The 15681-nt window shown below is 41.1% G+C and carries 12 protein-coding genes; 2 read left to right on the forward strand and 10 right to left on the reverse strand.

The genetic code is table 11. The annotated features are described in order from the left end of the window. Positions 1–33: 33 nt before the first annotated feature. Complete coding sequence (locus CSV72_RS12575) at positions 34–1374, reverse strand: Na+/H+ antiporter NhaC family protein (RefSeq protein WP_099662461.1); 1341 nt, start codon at positions 1372–1374, stop codon at positions 34–36. 238 nt (positions 1375–1612) lie between these two features. Between CSV72_RS12575 and CSV72_RS12580 the strand changes: the two genes are divergently transcribed. Further along, positions 1613–2086 carry an S-ribosylhomocysteine lyase gene (locus CSV72_RS12580; protein ID WP_029055074.1) on the forward strand — a complete coding sequence of 158 codons (474 nt, stop codon included), beginning with the start codon at positions 1613–1615 and terminating at the stop codon, positions 2084–2086. A gap of 440 nt (positions 2087–2526) precedes the next feature. After that, positions 2527–3357: a conserved phage C-terminal domain-containing protein gene (locus CSV72_RS12585; protein WP_099678631.1), complete on the forward strand. Its 831-nt coding sequence runs from the start codon at positions 2527–2529 to the stop codon at positions 3355–3357. A gap of 361 nt (positions 3358–3718) precedes the next feature. Here CSV72_RS12585 and CSV72_RS16585 read toward each other — a convergent pair whose 3' ends face one another. The 9 genes from CSV72_RS16585 to CSV72_RS12630 all read right to left on the reverse strand — a co-directional run bounded on the left by CSV72_RS16585 (position 3719) and on the right by CSV72_RS12630 (position 15311). Next, the gene (locus CSV72_RS16585) at positions 3719–4060 is read right to left on the reverse strand and encodes a hypothetical protein (protein ID WP_143561175.1); all 342 of its coding nucleotides are present in this window, start codon (positions 4058–4060) and stop codon (positions 3719–3721) included. Between the two features lie 541 nt (positions 4061–4601). After that, positions 4602–5351 carry a hypothetical protein gene (locus tag CSV72_RS12595; RefSeq protein ID WP_099678633.1) on the reverse strand — a complete coding sequence of 250 codons (750 nt, stop codon included), beginning with the start codon at positions 5349–5351 and terminating at the stop codon, positions 4602–4604. Positions 5352–5527: 176 nt separating this feature from the next. Beyond that, positions 5528–6151 (reverse strand): nuclease-related domain-containing protein, encoded by a 624-nt coding sequence (locus tag CSV72_RS12600; RefSeq protein ID WP_158232213.1) that lies wholly within the window; start codon positions 6149–6151, stop codon positions 5528–5530. A 246-nt stretch (positions 6152–6397) separates the two neighbouring features. Then, positions 6398–8458: a transglycosylase domain-containing protein gene (locus tag CSV72_RS12605; RefSeq protein WP_099678635.1), complete on the reverse strand. Its 2061-nt coding sequence runs from the start codon at positions 8456–8458 to the stop codon at positions 6398–6400. 240 nt (positions 8459–8698) lie between these two features. Next, positions 8699–10201 (reverse strand): S-layer homology domain-containing protein, encoded by a 1503-nt coding sequence (locus tag CSV72_RS12610; RefSeq protein ID WP_158232214.1) that lies wholly within the window; start codon positions 10199–10201, stop codon positions 8699–8701. Between the two features lie 220 nt (positions 10202–10421). Next, the gene (locus tag CSV72_RS12615; protein ID WP_099678637.1) at positions 10422–11867 is read right to left on the reverse strand and encodes an S-layer homology domain-containing protein; all 1446 of its coding nucleotides are present in this window, start codon (positions 11865–11867) and stop codon (positions 10422–10424) included. A gap of 175 nt (positions 11868–12042) precedes the next feature. Beyond that, positions 12043–13827: a choline/carnitine O-acyltransferase gene (locus CSV72_RS12620; protein ID WP_099678638.1), complete on the reverse strand. Its 1785-nt coding sequence runs from the start codon at positions 13825–13827 to the stop codon at positions 12043–12045. 192 nt (positions 13828–14019) lie between these two features. After that, positions 14020–14541: a hypothetical protein gene (locus CSV72_RS12625; RefSeq protein WP_099678639.1), complete on the reverse strand. Its 522-nt coding sequence runs from the start codon at positions 14539–14541 to the stop codon at positions 14020–14022. Between the two features lie 146 nt (positions 14542–14687). Further along, entirely contained in the window at positions 14688–15311 is a 624-nt protein-coding gene (locus CSV72_RS12630; RefSeq protein ID WP_233191275.1) for an AIM24 family protein, read from the reverse strand. Between the last annotated feature and the right edge of the window lie 370 nt (positions 15312–15681).

The following is a 15681-nucleotide window of genomic DNA, read 5'->3' on the forward strand; positions in this document are numbered from 1 at the left end:
AAATAGTAAAACAAAATGCGTAAGTGATTTATTTCATTCCTCTACAGGCAATGTAACGATCTGTTTCACTTCTTTACTCTTTCTTCCTAGTTTCGGATATCCGATAAGAATCGCAAGAATTGCACAACCACCCATTAAAACCGGATAAAACGAGTAGGGGATAATACTTATCGGTGAAATCGCTGCAAGTCCGGCCGCTGCAAGCATTTGCCCTCCATAAGGCAGAATTCCTTGCCAACTGCCAGCGAATGTATCGAGTAGACTTGCTGACTTTCTTGGATCAATTTCATACTCGTCAGCAATACTTTTTGCTAATGGACCTGTAACAACAATTGAAATGGTATTATTGGCAGTAGCAATTGCTGCCGCACTGACCAATCCGGCAATCCCAAATTCGGCACCTTTTTTCGATTTTATTCTACTGTTTACAGTATACAGTAGATAATCAATCCCACCATTATGCCGAATAACCTCCACCAAACCACCAATCAGGAGTGCAATAATTGCTAAATCTTCCATACTCATTATTCCTTCACCAATCGTTTTTAAGAAGCCGCCAAAACTGTAAGACCCGTCAGCCAATCCGACACCACCGGCAAAAATCGTGCCGCCAATTAAAACGATCAGTACATGCACTCCCGCTAATGCCGCAGCCAATACGGCAATATACGGAAGAATCTTTATCAGTTCATAATCAAAATCCGCACCGATTACAGCTTTGTTTCCCCGTGTAATAACACCCAGAATAATCGCTGTTAAAATGGCACCCGGCAATACTATGAAAAAGTTTACTTTAAATTTATCCTTCATTTTTGTATGTTGGGTCCTAACTGCTGCGATTGTTGTGTCTGATATCATCGATAAATTATCTCCAAACATCGCCCCGCCGATCACCGTTGCCATCGTCAGTGCCACAGGGATATCCGTCTGGCTTGCGATACCAATTCCGATTGGCGCCAAAGCTACAACTGTCCCCATTGAAGTTCCCATTGATATTGAAATAAAGCAGCCAATGGCAAACAGTCCTACCATCAATAGATTTGCAGGGAGTAGAGACAATCCTAAGTTAACAGTAGAATCTACTGCGCCCATGCCTTTTGCTACCGTCGCAAAAGCACCTGCCAGTATGAAAATAATTGCCATTAACATAATATTTGGATGACCTGCGCCTTTCGTGAATATACTCACTTTATTCTCGAATTTTTCTTTTCGATTCATTAGTAAAGCAACTGCAGAAGCAATAATCACCGCTACGTTCAGCGGCATATTCGAAAAGTCCTTAGTCAATACACCAGCGCCAATAAAGAGTGCTACAAAAATAATTAATGGTAAAAGTGCAAATGCATTTCCTTTCTTCACTTCTTTTACGGTCATTCCAAATCCTCCCTCAATTCATTTTGTATGACAAATCTTTAATTCTCCTAAAAACAATTTTTATAGGACTTTTATTTAAACAATACCAATAAGTCATATCGGAATTGTTATTATAATATCCCGGCAACTAGAGTCTGTCAATTAAATAATTCACTTTTCTAAATATTATTAAATATTGATTTACAACACTAGTGAAGTTGTGATAGTTTATATATCAACTACGGAAAGGATGATAACAATGGCATTAGTCGAAAGTTTTTTACTTGATCATACGAAAGTAAAGGCTCCATATGTAAGATTGGCTGGCACAGAACAACATGAAAAAGGGAGTGTATTACAGAAATACGATCTACGTTTTTTACAACCTAATCACGATTCAATCCCTACTTCAGCGATACACACACTAGAACATTTACTTGCCACATACTTGCGCGATGAACTAGAAGGAATCGTCGATATTTCTCCCATGGGCTGTCGAACAGGTTTTTATATGATTATCTGGAATGAACATGAACCAAAAGATGTTGCTGCGGCACTTACAACAGTTCTAAAAAAAGTAATTGAAACAGAACATATTCCCGCTGTTTCTGCACTCGAATGCGGAAATTACCGCGATCATTCACTATTCGCGGCACAAGAATATGCTAAATTAGTTGTAGAAGCAGGACTAAGTGATGACCCATTTCGTTCGCTAACTGCTGAAACTGTCTAAACCTAAGCCTGAGATTGTATAACACAAACAGGAGCCGACGCAAAAATCAGCCCAAACTGATTTTGCATTGGCTCCTGTTTTATAATTCCCTAAACTGTCTTTCTGTGGAGAAACTGACCTACCTATCGATGATCCCCCTTCACCCCACGAGTTAATACAAACCACCGGAGTTTTGTTAAGCTACCAGGTGTTCTCATAACTCTATAAACAAACGATAATGCACCTGACTTCCACAGTTTTTCTATCGTTTTGGTTAATAGGTACCTTATATATTAACGCATCTCCCAAAAGATACTTGCTGCATTCATTCAGAAATACTACATGCGACCTTTCATCTTTTTTTAAAAACGATGTATCCTTTTTAGGAATACTCTCTATATGAAGTATGAGGAGCACTAAATGAATACGCCTACAACACTTTACTCTAGGGGGACCAACACATGAAATTATTAATTAACGAAGATCCGATTCCATTATTACCTTCACTCGCAATGAAAGTAGGACTGAATGCTGCGCTATTCTTGCAACAACTTCACTACCGTTTGAACATTTCAAAAAACATCCGTGAAGGTCATAAATGGGTGTTCAATACATACGACGACTGGATGGAAGAATTTCCGTTTTGGTCGTTAAACACGATTAAACGGATCACGTACGACTTGGAGCAAAAAGGTTATTTGATTTCCACTTCCAAGCACAATAAGATGAAAATCGACAACACCAAATGGTACCGAATCGATTATGAAAAGCTGCCATTTTCGTATACGCCAAATGAGATAACAGCCGACCCAAAACCGGACACTCCACCAGCTCAACATGAAACGTCAATTAACTCACAATTGGACGCTGTGCAAACTCACACTGGTACGACGGCGTATCCCACTATGGGACGGCCTATAACCAAAGAACTTAAGAAGAACAATAATAAAACCATTGTCGAGAAGAATCTCGACGTCGCACATTCTGTGATACAGTACTTGAATGACAAAACCGGAAAACATTTCAAAGCGGAGTCCGCTGCTACCCGTAAATTCATCAACGGTCGAATCAAAGAAGGCTACACACAGGAAGACTTCATCCGTGTCATCGACTTAAAGACCAAGCAGTGGTTGAACCTTCGTGAATTCAATGCGTTCCTTAGACCATCTACTTTGTTTAACGCAACAAACTTTGAAAACTATGTCAATGAGCTGATTGTAGCAAGGGAACCGGAAAAAGAACTATACATTCCACCAGTTCTCGATTTTAATAGTGGTGAGGGATTAATCTAAGGTAATTAACTATTGAAGTAGTGTAGTTGATAGTGGAATACAAGGCTGATCTTTTAGAGTAGACAATGCGTAGTTGTGTAAAGAATGAAGTAGTGAAAACGATCTTGAACTTATTTTGAGTCATGAAAAAGCACCTTCTGAAATGGATACACTGATTGTATCAAGAAGGTGCTGCATTTTAATTTATTAATAGGAGCTTTACTGTTGTTTATTGATCGACACTTCTGGAACGTAGTGGAAAGTATTCCGTAAAATCTAGCACCCCATAATATGTATTGCAAAGAGCTATATGTCTCTCCACTATTTCCTCATGACAATGATCCGAATGGTGTGAAAGTATTGTCGAGACCTGGTACCTTCTTTAAACTCTCGTAATCTTCAAAACTCCGCTCAGCAGATTGAAGATCGCTACGAGCAAGATGCCGTCTACCAGCTTGGTGAAAAATAGCTGAAAGGTATGGAAGTACGATAACGTTGTGTTTCTATTGACCAGACTGATTAATTTGGAATACCCAGCATCACTGACAGGTAGCGTGTTCGTTAACATCAGACTTAAATAAAAAGATTCAAATTTGCTTCCGATTTCGATATCCAATACACTTTTGAAAAACAAATCGTATCCAAATCCGAACACCATGCTAGGACCTACTAATGTAAGGAGCATCGCACTAAACAGTATCGACACAAACTTGATTTTATTCAACAGGCTGTCACTTCCGCTAAACCTTTTCGCCTCTGAAATAATCGTCACTATATTCCTGATGATTACATACAAACTCACTAGCGGAAGAGCCCAGCAAATTACTATAATCACCCCTTTAGAATAGTGGACTTCAAAATTAATCAATGCTCCCAAAAACATATAAATAAGAAGAAATATACTAAATAATTCAATCCAAGGTAGTAGCACTTTTATGCCCAGTCTTTCGGCAAAATCGTCCTGAATATCTTTTTTCAATTGTCTTTTTAACCAGACATAAACTAACAGTAAAAATAGTATGACCAGACTCAATACAAATGAAAATTTCAGCAGCTGGGAAAGCGGGTACGAAAACACTATCAGGATTAAGAACAATAATTTTACGAAGTAATTTGAAAACATTTCTTCCCCCTTAAACCTGTCGATTATTTATGTATTATGGATACACTGTTTTAAATAAAAGTACAATATAGATATTAGGTCCGAACATGAATTTAATACGTTTCAAATTTCCGCACGATTTACTTTTGGACTTGGCAACTCACTAACAATTCCTTTCTGGTTCATCACTACTCAATCTCTGAATATCCTCATAGTTTTTCACCACTGCACCAAGCACCAGCAACCCTAATACCGCGATTGCGATCAGCCAGCCCCCTACAGTAATCCAGTTGAAGAACCCGAATACAGCTCCTGCTACCAAAAGTACAACCGTGATCACGAACCATCGTATCTTCCAGCCATACAACCATGTGAGCAACGACATATTCTTCGGCGGATCGCACAGCTCTTCATAGAACTTCACATGATGCAGCCGCTCTTCCGAATAAAATAAGTACTGACCGTCCTTCGCCTGCAGTAGGAATATATGCTTATTCACTTTCTTCACAATCTCTAGCGGCTCTTCATCCACTATATGAAATGATGTATTCACACTGACCATGGAAAAGAAGCCATACACGATGAACAGCAGCAAAAACACAAAGATCCCCGCCAGAGAGTACGACTGCCCAGCCAGCAGTTCCCAGGATACCCCTGCAAGCGGATCGTTCCCTCCTTCTTTCATCCCGCTCACACCGCCAACCACCAGCATGAACAGAGCTGTTCCAGTCAAAGCGGACAGAATCAGCCATTGTGCAAAATACACATTAAATCGCTCACTCACCGTTAAACGCAATTTTTCAATGGGCCTCATATTATACGAATTGAGCGCAATGCGAAAAAAAGGGACCAAAGTAATAATAAGCAGTGCCACTGCCCTCCACGGCCCCTGAATATATTCGATTACCTGCACATTCATCCACTCCTTATTACCGCGTATAGGTTTATACTACCATGAATGCGAGATAAGTAGATATTGATTGAAGGTACATGTGGATGAAACCTTCGTGATTGTTTAAACATTCACATTTGCCTCATACCTAATGTTATTTTCCTACAACTACATCCTTCACTGTCTCTGCCACTCTTCTACTTTACTTTCTTGCCCGGCGTGTCGTTATACTTCATCCGTACCTGTTGCAAGTGCGTTTTTCTGATTGACTTCTTTTCCTCTTTCGGAAGATTTACAAGCTGATTCAAGTTACTAATTATGGCATTTATCTGATTGTCAGTGAGCCGCGGTCTATCGTCTTGCTTGATTGCTTTCACTAATCCACGATAGTGAACAACATCAGCTGACCGGAACGGTTCTTTGAATTTGAATTCGACTTCATTAGAGAAGGCGATGATGGAGCGTACAGGCAGGTTCGGCAAGTTCAGACGGCTTTTGAGCGCTTCTATGTGACCATAGTTCTGCCGTATCGGATTATAGAATTTCTGTTTGTTTTTATAGATGACCTGCGTCCAGTATTTCTGATGTTCACTGCCGAATATCCATCCTTTATAATGTTTTGTTTCGATGACGTGCAGACCATATTTGGAGACGACTACGTGGTCGATCTGCGTCAATCCGTACTGCGCGTCCTCTACGTAGAGATCATGATAGGCACGGTACTCTTCGCCAAGTTTTTCAAGGCGTTTCCGTACGGTTCGCTCACCGACAGCACCGCGCCATTTCGGCAGCTGCAACTGAACGACAGTTGTAAGAACCACCATGGCCACCAGAAACCAGAAGGCTTTCAATGTCAGGATATATAATAGGGTGGCAAAAAATAACTCCATATTGTATTCGCTCACTTTCTACAACTAATCTATTTACTATATACTTCCATATTATCGAAATATCAGAAAAAAGTCACGATACTCTAGCTAACAAAAAAAGTACCTGTGCATGAAACTTCCATGATTGTTTAAAAAATCACGTTTGTTTCTCACACAGGCACCTTATTTACTTTGCCTTTATTCCTCTTTATCTGTAAACCATTTCCGTCCCCACTCTTCAATCCCTTCCCAAAACTCTTTTTTCTTCTCGTCCTTCTCTTTTTTCTTCTCTTTCTTTTCTCTTTCTTCCTTAGTCTTTTTCTTCTGCTTCTTCAGCTCTTTTATTTCTTCATCAATTAACGACAAATCAAATTCCTTTGCTGTTAATTCACTTGCTGATTTTGAAACAACTTGCGCGAAAATGGGTGGTGCGGTAAAGCTGCTGGTAGATGTTAAATAATGGTCGGCGTCTGTTTTATCATATCCAAGCCAGACCGCACCGGCAATATCCGGTGTATAGCCAACGAACCAATGATCTTTTGAACCGTCCACTCCTTCAAACGGGAGCTGGGTAGTGCCCGTCTTCCCCGCCACGTCCACACCGGAAACTTGTGCTTTTTGGGCAGTGCCTTCATTTACAGCCCCTTGTAACATATAGGTCATTTGCTGGGCAACTTCTGCATCTGTCACGCGTACAGACTCACCCTTCCACTTCCCAAGCACTTTTCCTTCCGAATCTTTAATTTCTGTGATCGCATGCGCTTCCTCCATCACACCATCATTCGCAAACGCAGAAAACGCTTGAGCCATCCGCAAAGGAGAAGTACCTTTGTCCATTCCTCCCAACGCTAATCCAAGTGCACGGTCATTTTTTTCTAATGGAATACCAAACCGTTCAACAGCCTGAACTCCATTTTTGATGCCAATCTCATCCAATAGCCAAACGGGAGGGATATTATACGATTGTGCGAGTGCATCGTACATCGTCACGTTCCCTCTATATGTCTGATCAAAGTTTTTCGGAGAGTACCCATCCATATCTATCGGTTCATCCACAAGCAAATCCGACATATGGTACCCTTGCTCAAGTGCCGGAGTATAGACGGCAAGCGGCTTTAACGCAGATCCAGGCTGCCGTATGAGGTCAGTCGCATTATTAAAGCGTTTCTGCGTATACTCTCCTCTACCACCGACTAACGCCAGGATCCCGCCTGTTTTAGGGTTCAGGAAAACAGAGGCGCTCTGTAAAAGCTGATCTGGAGTGCTCTTCGGAAAGTATCTATCATCGGCATACACTTCTTCCAGCGCATTTTGGACCACCGGATTAATTTCTGTCGTAATATGCAACCCACCGGACAGCACTTCATTTCTTGTCAAATCGTACATATTGACCGCCTCGTCCACTACACGGTCGATATAATACGGATATTCCGTTTTATTATCTGGTACTGTCGAATCAGCTAGTTCTATTTTCTGTCCTATCGCTTCATCGAATTCTTCCTGACTACTATACTGTTCACGCAACATCAACGACAACACAAGATTGCGCCGCTTCAACGACTTTTCTATATCTTTCGTAGGCGCTAAATGCGACGGTGCTTTAATGACGCCTGCTATTGTCGCAGATTCGCCTAACGTCAATTCGCTAACATCCTTACCGAAATAGGTCTGCGCCGCACGTTGAACACCCCACGCCCCATCACCGAAATAAATTTGATTCAGGTAACGTTCCATGATCTCCTCTTTCGAATACACCCGTTCGATCTTCTTTGCAAGGATCAGTTCTTTGAATTTACGCGAATACGTACGCTCCTGCGTCAAAAACGCATTTTTCGCGAGCTGCTGCGTAATCGTACTGCCCCCCGCCACGATTTTGCCTTTGAACGCGTTCTCGAGTAAGGCGCGTCCCATCCTGAAATAATTAATGCCATGATGTTTGTAGAATCGTTGATCTTCCACAGAGACGACTGCTTCGATCAACGTATTCGGAATCTGGTCGATTGATACACCTTCAATATTCGAATTCGAAACCTTACTGATCACTTCACCGTCCGGATCGTAAATCACTGTCGATCTGGGTGCAGGTTCTTCGAGTTTACTTACGTCACTGAATGTGATGAAGACATTCAGTACGAGTAGTACGCTAAGAACGGCAAGCAGTGCACTGATCCATACGAAACGGATGATCTTGTTCTTCAGGCTTCTTTTCTTTTTAGGTGCTTTTTTATGTTGTAATGCCTTATACTCGGATCTTTTCATATAGGTTTCACCTGCTTTATGCTGCGGATTTTTATTAGTTGAGTACAGCATAAGTATTGACGATGCCGGTGTTTGAAGGTTGCGGACTTTGTCTGTTGGGGGATTTTGGTACACATGTATGTAAAAAAAGATACTACTCAGAAGTTAAGCTTCTGGGTAATATCTTAATACAAGTACCTGTGCATGAAACTTTCATGATGGTTTACACATTCACGTTTGTTTCGCGCACAAGCACCTTATTCAATAATTTAGTTCATAAATTTGTGAAGCAGAAACATGTATCAAACCATTCAGATCACGGACCTTTATTTCCATGCCAGTGATCGTACCTGATACCCCATCGCCCACTTCACCCGTGAAATAAACGGGATTTTCAAACTTTACTTCAACTGTACCGACCTTCTTAGCTGTCACATGAAATACATTCGTGTGGGGATCTCTTTTAATTGTTGCAATATTTTCTGCATTTTTCGTAACGATAGTGTGCTTCCCAATATTCCGTGCTGCTTCTTTATCATAATACCCATTCTTTTCAAACAGCTCTTCAACATTGAATGTATAAGATGGACGCTCTCTCAACACATCCATGTCGTAATGAAAATAAGCGTGCTCGGGCTCTTTCATGTGAATCGCATAGCGGATTTCTTCACCTCTTGCCAATTGAGCAACGGCATAATAGCTGCCCGGCTGGCGAATCGTTATACAAGTCTTTTGATCCTCTTTGCACATATGAAGAGATGCGTCACCATCTAGCAAATCATTGGTTGCTGAATACAGTCTGACTTTCTTGATTTTCTCAGCTTTAGACAATTCCAACGGAGCCTCTGTCGGCAAGTAATCATCTGTTTGCTCAATCGATAGTTTCAGTCCGTCATCTGTTTTTTTAACATGCACATAATATTTCCGGTAGATCTCCTCCTCTTTATTCATTGGTGAGTCTCCGTTATATCCGCTGACATTCAGTGTCGCAGTTCCTTCTTTCAGTGCAATAAGTTGCAGTCTGCCTGGTCCATACGCTGTGTCGCGAGTGACAATCGACTCGTACACGTCCTGATCTTCTTTCCAAATCACTGAATACATTCCGTCCATCCCAAGCTCTTCTGGTGTAAATGAAACCATCGCAGGTTTTTCATCTTCTGTTGCTTTCATCATCTTAGCTGCTTGTCCCCTCGTCACGGGCTGATTCAAACCAAAACGGTCCGGCGCAATGCCACCCGCAATTCCAAGCCGGTGAAGTATCAAAATGTTGGCACTGTGAGACTGGTTGCCCGCGATGTCTTTAAAAGGATTTTTCATTCCGTAGAAATCATAACGCGGCAAATCAAATGCTTTTACAAGAATAGAAGCGAGCTGTCCCCGTTTCACTGGGTCGTTCGGACCGAACCGGCCATCTTCATAACCGCCAATGACATTTGCCTGCGCCAGTGCGGCTATCGCCTGATAAGAACCGTTAGTTTTCACAACATCTTTGAAATGCGGATTTTTTGCGTTTGAAGTGTCCATTCCTGTCAGTTTCACAATAATTGTAGCAGCCTGTCCGCGTGTCAATGGATTGCCGGGCTTAAATGTTCCATCTGGATAGCCGCCAATGATATGCCGTTCCGCCAGTTCATCCACCGCCTGTGCAAAATGTTTGCTCGCCGGCACATCAGAAAATATAGGTTCTCCAGCGGCATAGCCAGCAACTGGAAAACTGCACGCCAGCACCCATGCGCCAATCACCGTTATAATTTTCTTCTTCATATTTTTTATCCTCCCTATCATGGATCTGTATGTAGATTTGTCGTACAGACGGAAAAGTCAGGAAAAAGTTTCATTTTTTTCGGAGGTCTTTTTACAAACTTATCATGCGGGTTTTGAATCTTCCCAAGTAATAAATCTAAAAAAACGAAACAGATACTGCGCCCATATAAAATGGACGCAGTATCTGTTTTTGTAAATCAACTTCAAGAACAGCCATCTATCAAATATCCGTAGTATAGCCATCCCTGCGTATTTCAATATTCATAATGGAACCTAGTTTACGAATATTAATGGAAAGACCTGTTTCTTGATAGTATTCCGAACGTTCCCCCCGTTCAAATTCAATATAGATGAATCCAGCTTTGTCACCCGTAAGTCGGGCAGTAAAATGATTCGTCCCCGGATCTCGAGTAATCGTAGCCAACTGTTCATAGTTTTTCGTCGAGATTGTATGCTTCCCTATATCAAAGTTTGTTCCGCGGTCATATGTCGACACATGCTGCTCTTTCAACGTCTCCACTTTATAATAAAATGTCCCCTGCGGTTTCACTTCAATTCCATGACGTTCTTTCTCTCCATTGTTTAAATGAACCGTCATAATATATTGACCTGCCTCGTCCATCTTGATACAAGTTCCTCCATAGGGGCCTTCGCATGTCACAAGCTCTACATCATCAGACAACTTCTCCCCGTCCATTGTCGACAGGGAAATACGTTGAATATCATTTGCACTGAAAGGCATTTTTGCATCTGTCGCTAAATAGTCTGTCGTTTCTTCCAAAGTCAACTTCAATTCACCTTCGACTTCTTTAACATGCACATAATACTTTTTAGACTCTGGCGTATCATTGCCAGATTTCCTGCTAAAACTGATCGCTCCCTTGCCTTCTTTCATCGGAATCAATTGGACACGATCACCGGTATAGCCGTTCGGTGTATCCTTGCCTCGTAGATGTATAGCTTGGAAAACACCAGAGTTCACCTCACTCGAGTTGACCCAGGGGATACGCTCCCACCCGAGATCTTCTGCTTTGACTGTAACCATCGGGACGTTCACTTCTTCCGTTGCTTTCATCATTTTAGCTGCCTGCCCTCTAGTGATCGGATTTTTCGGGCTGTAGGTGTTCGGTGTAGTACCTGTCGTGATGCCAAGCTTGTAAAGGATCAGAATATTTTTCTCATGAGACGGATTTTTTGAATCAATGAATGGATTGTCCATCTGTTGATAATCATAACGCGGTAAGTCGAATGCTTTTACTAAAATCGAAGCCATCTGCTCGCGTGTAATCGGATCATTGGGGCCGTAACTACCGTCTGGATAGCCGCCAATAATATTCGCTTGTGCCAATGCCGCTATAGCCTTGTAGTAGCCATTAGCTGTCTTGACGTCCTTAAAACCAGGGTCTTTGACGGTCTCCGTATCCATTTTCAACAGCTTCGCAATAATTGCAGCTGCCTGTCCCCGTGTGATCGAGTTACTTGGCTTGAACGTACCGTCGGGGTAACCTCCGATAATAGCACGCGCTGCAAAATCATTTACAGCCTCCGCAAAGTGCTTTGTATCCGGAACATCCGAAAACCGCTGCTCGCTTGCGGCTGTTCCGGATAATGGTAAGCTGCACGCAAGTACAAATGCACCAAACATGATAGATAATTTCTTTTTCATTTGTTCTCTCCCTTTCTCTTGTCCGCCGAATTTTTCTTCATCTTCATCGAAGTACCCTACAGACGCGGAAATACGGGAATAGTTTCAAACTTTCTATAAAGAAAAATGCAATACAAAAACCCCGGTAGTTTATATAAACCAACGGAGTTTTGTAGAGGTATCAGCAATCCAGTATTTAAAGAATACGGTTCGCAATCTGTCGTAATTCTAAAAATGCATCTTCCAAATGATTCGTTAACTTCTGTGCATGATCTGCTTCATCCGCACTGGAGGAGATATTAATAGAAATCGATTGATCTAATAAAATATAAGCGAGTCCAAAACCACCTTCAACGACTGGGCCGAATATCCGATACTTTACATTGTCATACGCCATACCACTTGTCGAAATAAAATCATGACGCATTGTCAAATAACCAGTGTCGCTAAAGAGTGCAGGTCTATCCGTCATACCGAGGTCTTCCCCGTGCAACGTATACATTTGCTCTAGGCCGTACATATGCCTTTCAACACCGAATCCTTTACGGCACCTGATGATTCGATCTGTATGAGCCGCGCTCGCCTTTTGCATCAAGTCATACAACACTTCATGACTCTCTTCACCGTTTTCTAGCGCTTTCACCAAGTCGACCTTTTCCATACTCGTCGCTCTCGCACATTCCGTTCTTCCCTCATAAAATGCACGAACTGAAACGGGTTCATAAACGCTTCTAAATACGCCAAACGTTCTGTACTGTGCAATTTGTAAGGCCATATGAAAAAACGCGTCCGGACTAATATTCATGTTTTTGATTTCATCTGAACCAAAGCTGTTGAAGATTGTCGTTTTAATAGAGAACTCTTTTTTGACTCTTGCATTCTCTTTTTCGAATCTCATTAACGACTTCTCAATATCCGCAGATAATTCCCATTGTTGTTTTTCCATTAGAGTGGGTTCAGTCGTATATATGGTTTCAGGCTCATCACTTTCCAGGCCTTCATTTACATAGCTAATGACAGCAAATATCGTCGTACCATCAACCGAAGAATGCTCGATGCTATAACCCAATTCACCTTTTGTAGTGAGGATCACTTGGATGGTTTTATCAAAGTATTTATTCGTTCCATTTAACATTAAATTCTCAATCGCTTCTTCGGAATCACTACTTTTTTCATCCATAGATAGGACAATTAACGAATCCGCTATCGCTTGTAGATGATCCGCATTCACTTTAGATACAGTGAGTTGATCATATATCTTCGCAGCTTCGTCTCTTTTCGCCGTTGTAAAAATCCCTACGTTGGCGCCTTCACTTTGCTCTTCTTGAAAGGTTCTTTCAATAGCATGTGCGATTTCACTGCTTTGATACATTTCACCTTCACTATTTGTTACGTTCACTTTATACACATTTCTTTTATATAAAATAATGACATGGTTATTTCTTTTCTCGAATACCGCTAGTCTAAATTCATCTCTTTCTACTCTTGGTATGCGAATGGACTTAAAAAACTTCTTATATTGACTCATATCTTGGGGTACACCATTTTTTACGACTGGCGCTACTTCCTCATCAATTATTAAATGATAGAATTCCGTGACTAAACGGCTTACCCTTCCCGCAAGTTCCGCACGTGTATATCGATTTTCATGCTGTTTATTATCTAATAAAATATTGAAATGCATGCCCGTTGGCAAAGGATCACGGAACTTTAAATACATATCATCCCATAAAGGCTTTAGCCAACTACCTTCCATTTTGCCATCCAATTCGCATAATTTTTTTTGAAGTTTTTCTGCGTCTCCATCCACTTTGAAGAAATGGTTCACAACCTTCGTAGTTTCTTCAAGTTGTTCATCGTTTACAAGAGGTTCAACCCATTCAAGAAGTTTCTCTTTTGTATTCGTTAATGGCGGTATGGGTAAAGATGGTAATTCATTTTTATAAGCAAATGTCTTTTTTATAATAATTAGTCCCTTCATGATGCATTTTTAAGCAATTATCATTTTTCACGCTAAAAAGAAGATCGGGTGTCCAATCTTCTTTTCGAGCCATTTATTTAGTATAACACGAAAGAGAATCGCATAATAAAGGTACCTGCGCAGGGAAATTTTATGAATGGTTAAGCATTCACGTAGGTTTCTCACACAGGTACCTTTATTTAAAAAGAACGTCTATTTACATTTTGAATAGATATCCTTCATTTTGTTTTCGAATTCCATATACTTCGTTTCATACCCTTCAAGATGTTCGCCGCTTGTCCCAAACTTCTCAATTAGTTCTGCTGCGGCTGTCTTTAGTTCTTCGAAGTCTTCAGTCATGCCAAGTTCTTCAATTTGTTCGTGGAAATATCCGATATACGTAATGGTCGATTCAGCAAGAAATTGTTCCGCATGCGCAAATCTCTCTCGATAGTCGGATCCCTCTTTCATGTCATTTACGGAGCTTTCAACGAAGCTTTTTACGCTTGAATATTCCGAGAAGAATGCTTCTTCGAGGTCTTCGGTTTCTTCATTGGATTCGTTGACCATTGGTGGACGTTCCATTACTTCGGCTTTTGACTCATTGTCTTGTGTCGGCTCGACTTTTTGCATTGGTGAATCGACTTGCTTCGTTTTTTCTTCATCCGTTCCGCAACTCGCTAACAATAGCCCAAGGATAACAAACGATCCCAATGCACCATTCATCTTTTTCAATTCAAACTCCCCTTCCCTTTTTACTTTATCCTAACATATTCCTTGATATGAAAAATACCTGCGCACGAAACTCTTATGAATGATTAAACATTCATGAGAGTTTCTTACACAGGCATCTTATTTTAATAGAATCTAGTATTCCTAATTTATTGAAGGAACGGCGCCATTAATACTTTTCCTGTCCCGCGGTAGACATTTACCAATCCTTCGCCTGAAGCCGCCGAACCCATAAGTGTTTTTCCAGAGCGTTCGACAGTAAATTCTAAACCGCCTGACCAAGCAATCGCCATATTCCCATCGATTTTCAACTCATCATTTTCTAACTCGATTTCTATAAGTTCCTCTCTCGCTACGGAAGATTCCAGTGCAATCACTCCTTGCCCGGTAAGTCCCAGATTGAAAAGACCTTCCCCACCGAGTGCAGCAGAAGAAAGATTTGAGCGCATCACGGCCTTATGTTTTAATCCTGAATCACAAGCTAAAAATAGTCCGTCTTCAATGACGAGTGACTGATCCCACTCATCTACATCCAGCAGCAAAATATGCTTGTACGTTGGTTCTAAAACAAGTGTACCCGTTCCCGTGTACTCTGGTTTGATGCTCGATTCTTTGGTCATTTTGCCCCTGATCGTTTTTCCAATAAAGTCTCCTACGCCCTTAAGGCCAGTCGTCGCCTTCACATCTCCGGCCATCCATTGCATGGCCCCTGCCTGAATCGTAATGTTTGACTGATTGACATCGCAAACTAGCTGTCTTCTTCTTACATTCATTTCAGAAGCATAATATGCCGATTGGGCCGTAGCATGACCGATACTTAATTCCCTTTGAAATTCTACTACTTTAAAAGGGCCTAGTTCTTCCCTAACTTTTACATTCTCATTATCTTCAAAGTTTTTAATTGTAAACAGAATAATCGCCCGCTTTCTGATTTGTTTGGTTATGTCATTATAACATGAGATTTTATTTAACTAGAAAAAACCTGTACAGCATATAACTTCGACACGAAGTAAGCGTCAAACAGTGAACACGTTGTTTAATATAAAAGAAAATGCCCCAAAGAATCGATCATAAAGATTCTTGGGGCGTTTTCTATTTCTTTGACTGGATATAACAATTCTTTGGTAAGGTCTTCGACCAAGG

The sequence above is a fragment of the Sporosarcina sp. P20a genome (assembly GCF_002743175.1).
GTDB lineage: Bacteria > Bacillota > Bacilli > Bacillales_A > Planococcaceae > Sporosarcina.

Bases quoted from the DNA above. Each gene is read 5' to 3' on its own strand.
- CSV72_RS12615 (WP_099678637.1), bottom strand. From the start codon at position 11,867: ATGAAAAAGAAATTATCTATCATGTTTGGTGCATTTGTACTTGCGTGC.
- CSV72_RS12575 (WP_099662461.1), bottom strand. From the start codon at position 1,374: ATGACCGTAAAAGAAGTGAAGAAAGGAAATGCATTTGCACTTTTACCA.
- CSV72_RS12580 (WP_029055074.1), top strand. From the start codon at position 1,613: ATGGCATTAGTCGAAAGTTTTTTACTTGATCATACGAAAGTAAAGGCT.
- CSV72_RS12605 (WP_099678635.1), bottom strand. From the start codon at position 8,458: ATGAAAAGATCCGAGTATAAGGCATTACAACATAAAAAAGCACCTAAA.
- CSV72_RS12610 (WP_158232214.1), bottom strand. From the start codon at position 10,201: ATGAAGAAGAAAATTATAACGGTGATTGGCGCATGGGTGCTGGCGTGC.
- CSV72_RS12585 (WP_099678631.1), top strand. From the start codon at position 2,527: ATGAAATTATTAATTAACGAAGATCCGATTCCATTATTACCTTCACTC.
- CSV72_RS12630 (WP_233191275.1), bottom strand. From the start codon at position 15,311: ATGAATGTAAGAAGAAGACAGCTAGTTTGCGATGTCAATCAGTCAAAC.
- CSV72_RS12620 (WP_099678638.1), bottom strand. From the start codon at position 13,827: ATGAAGGGACTAATTATTATAAAAAAGACATTTGCTTATAAAAATGAA.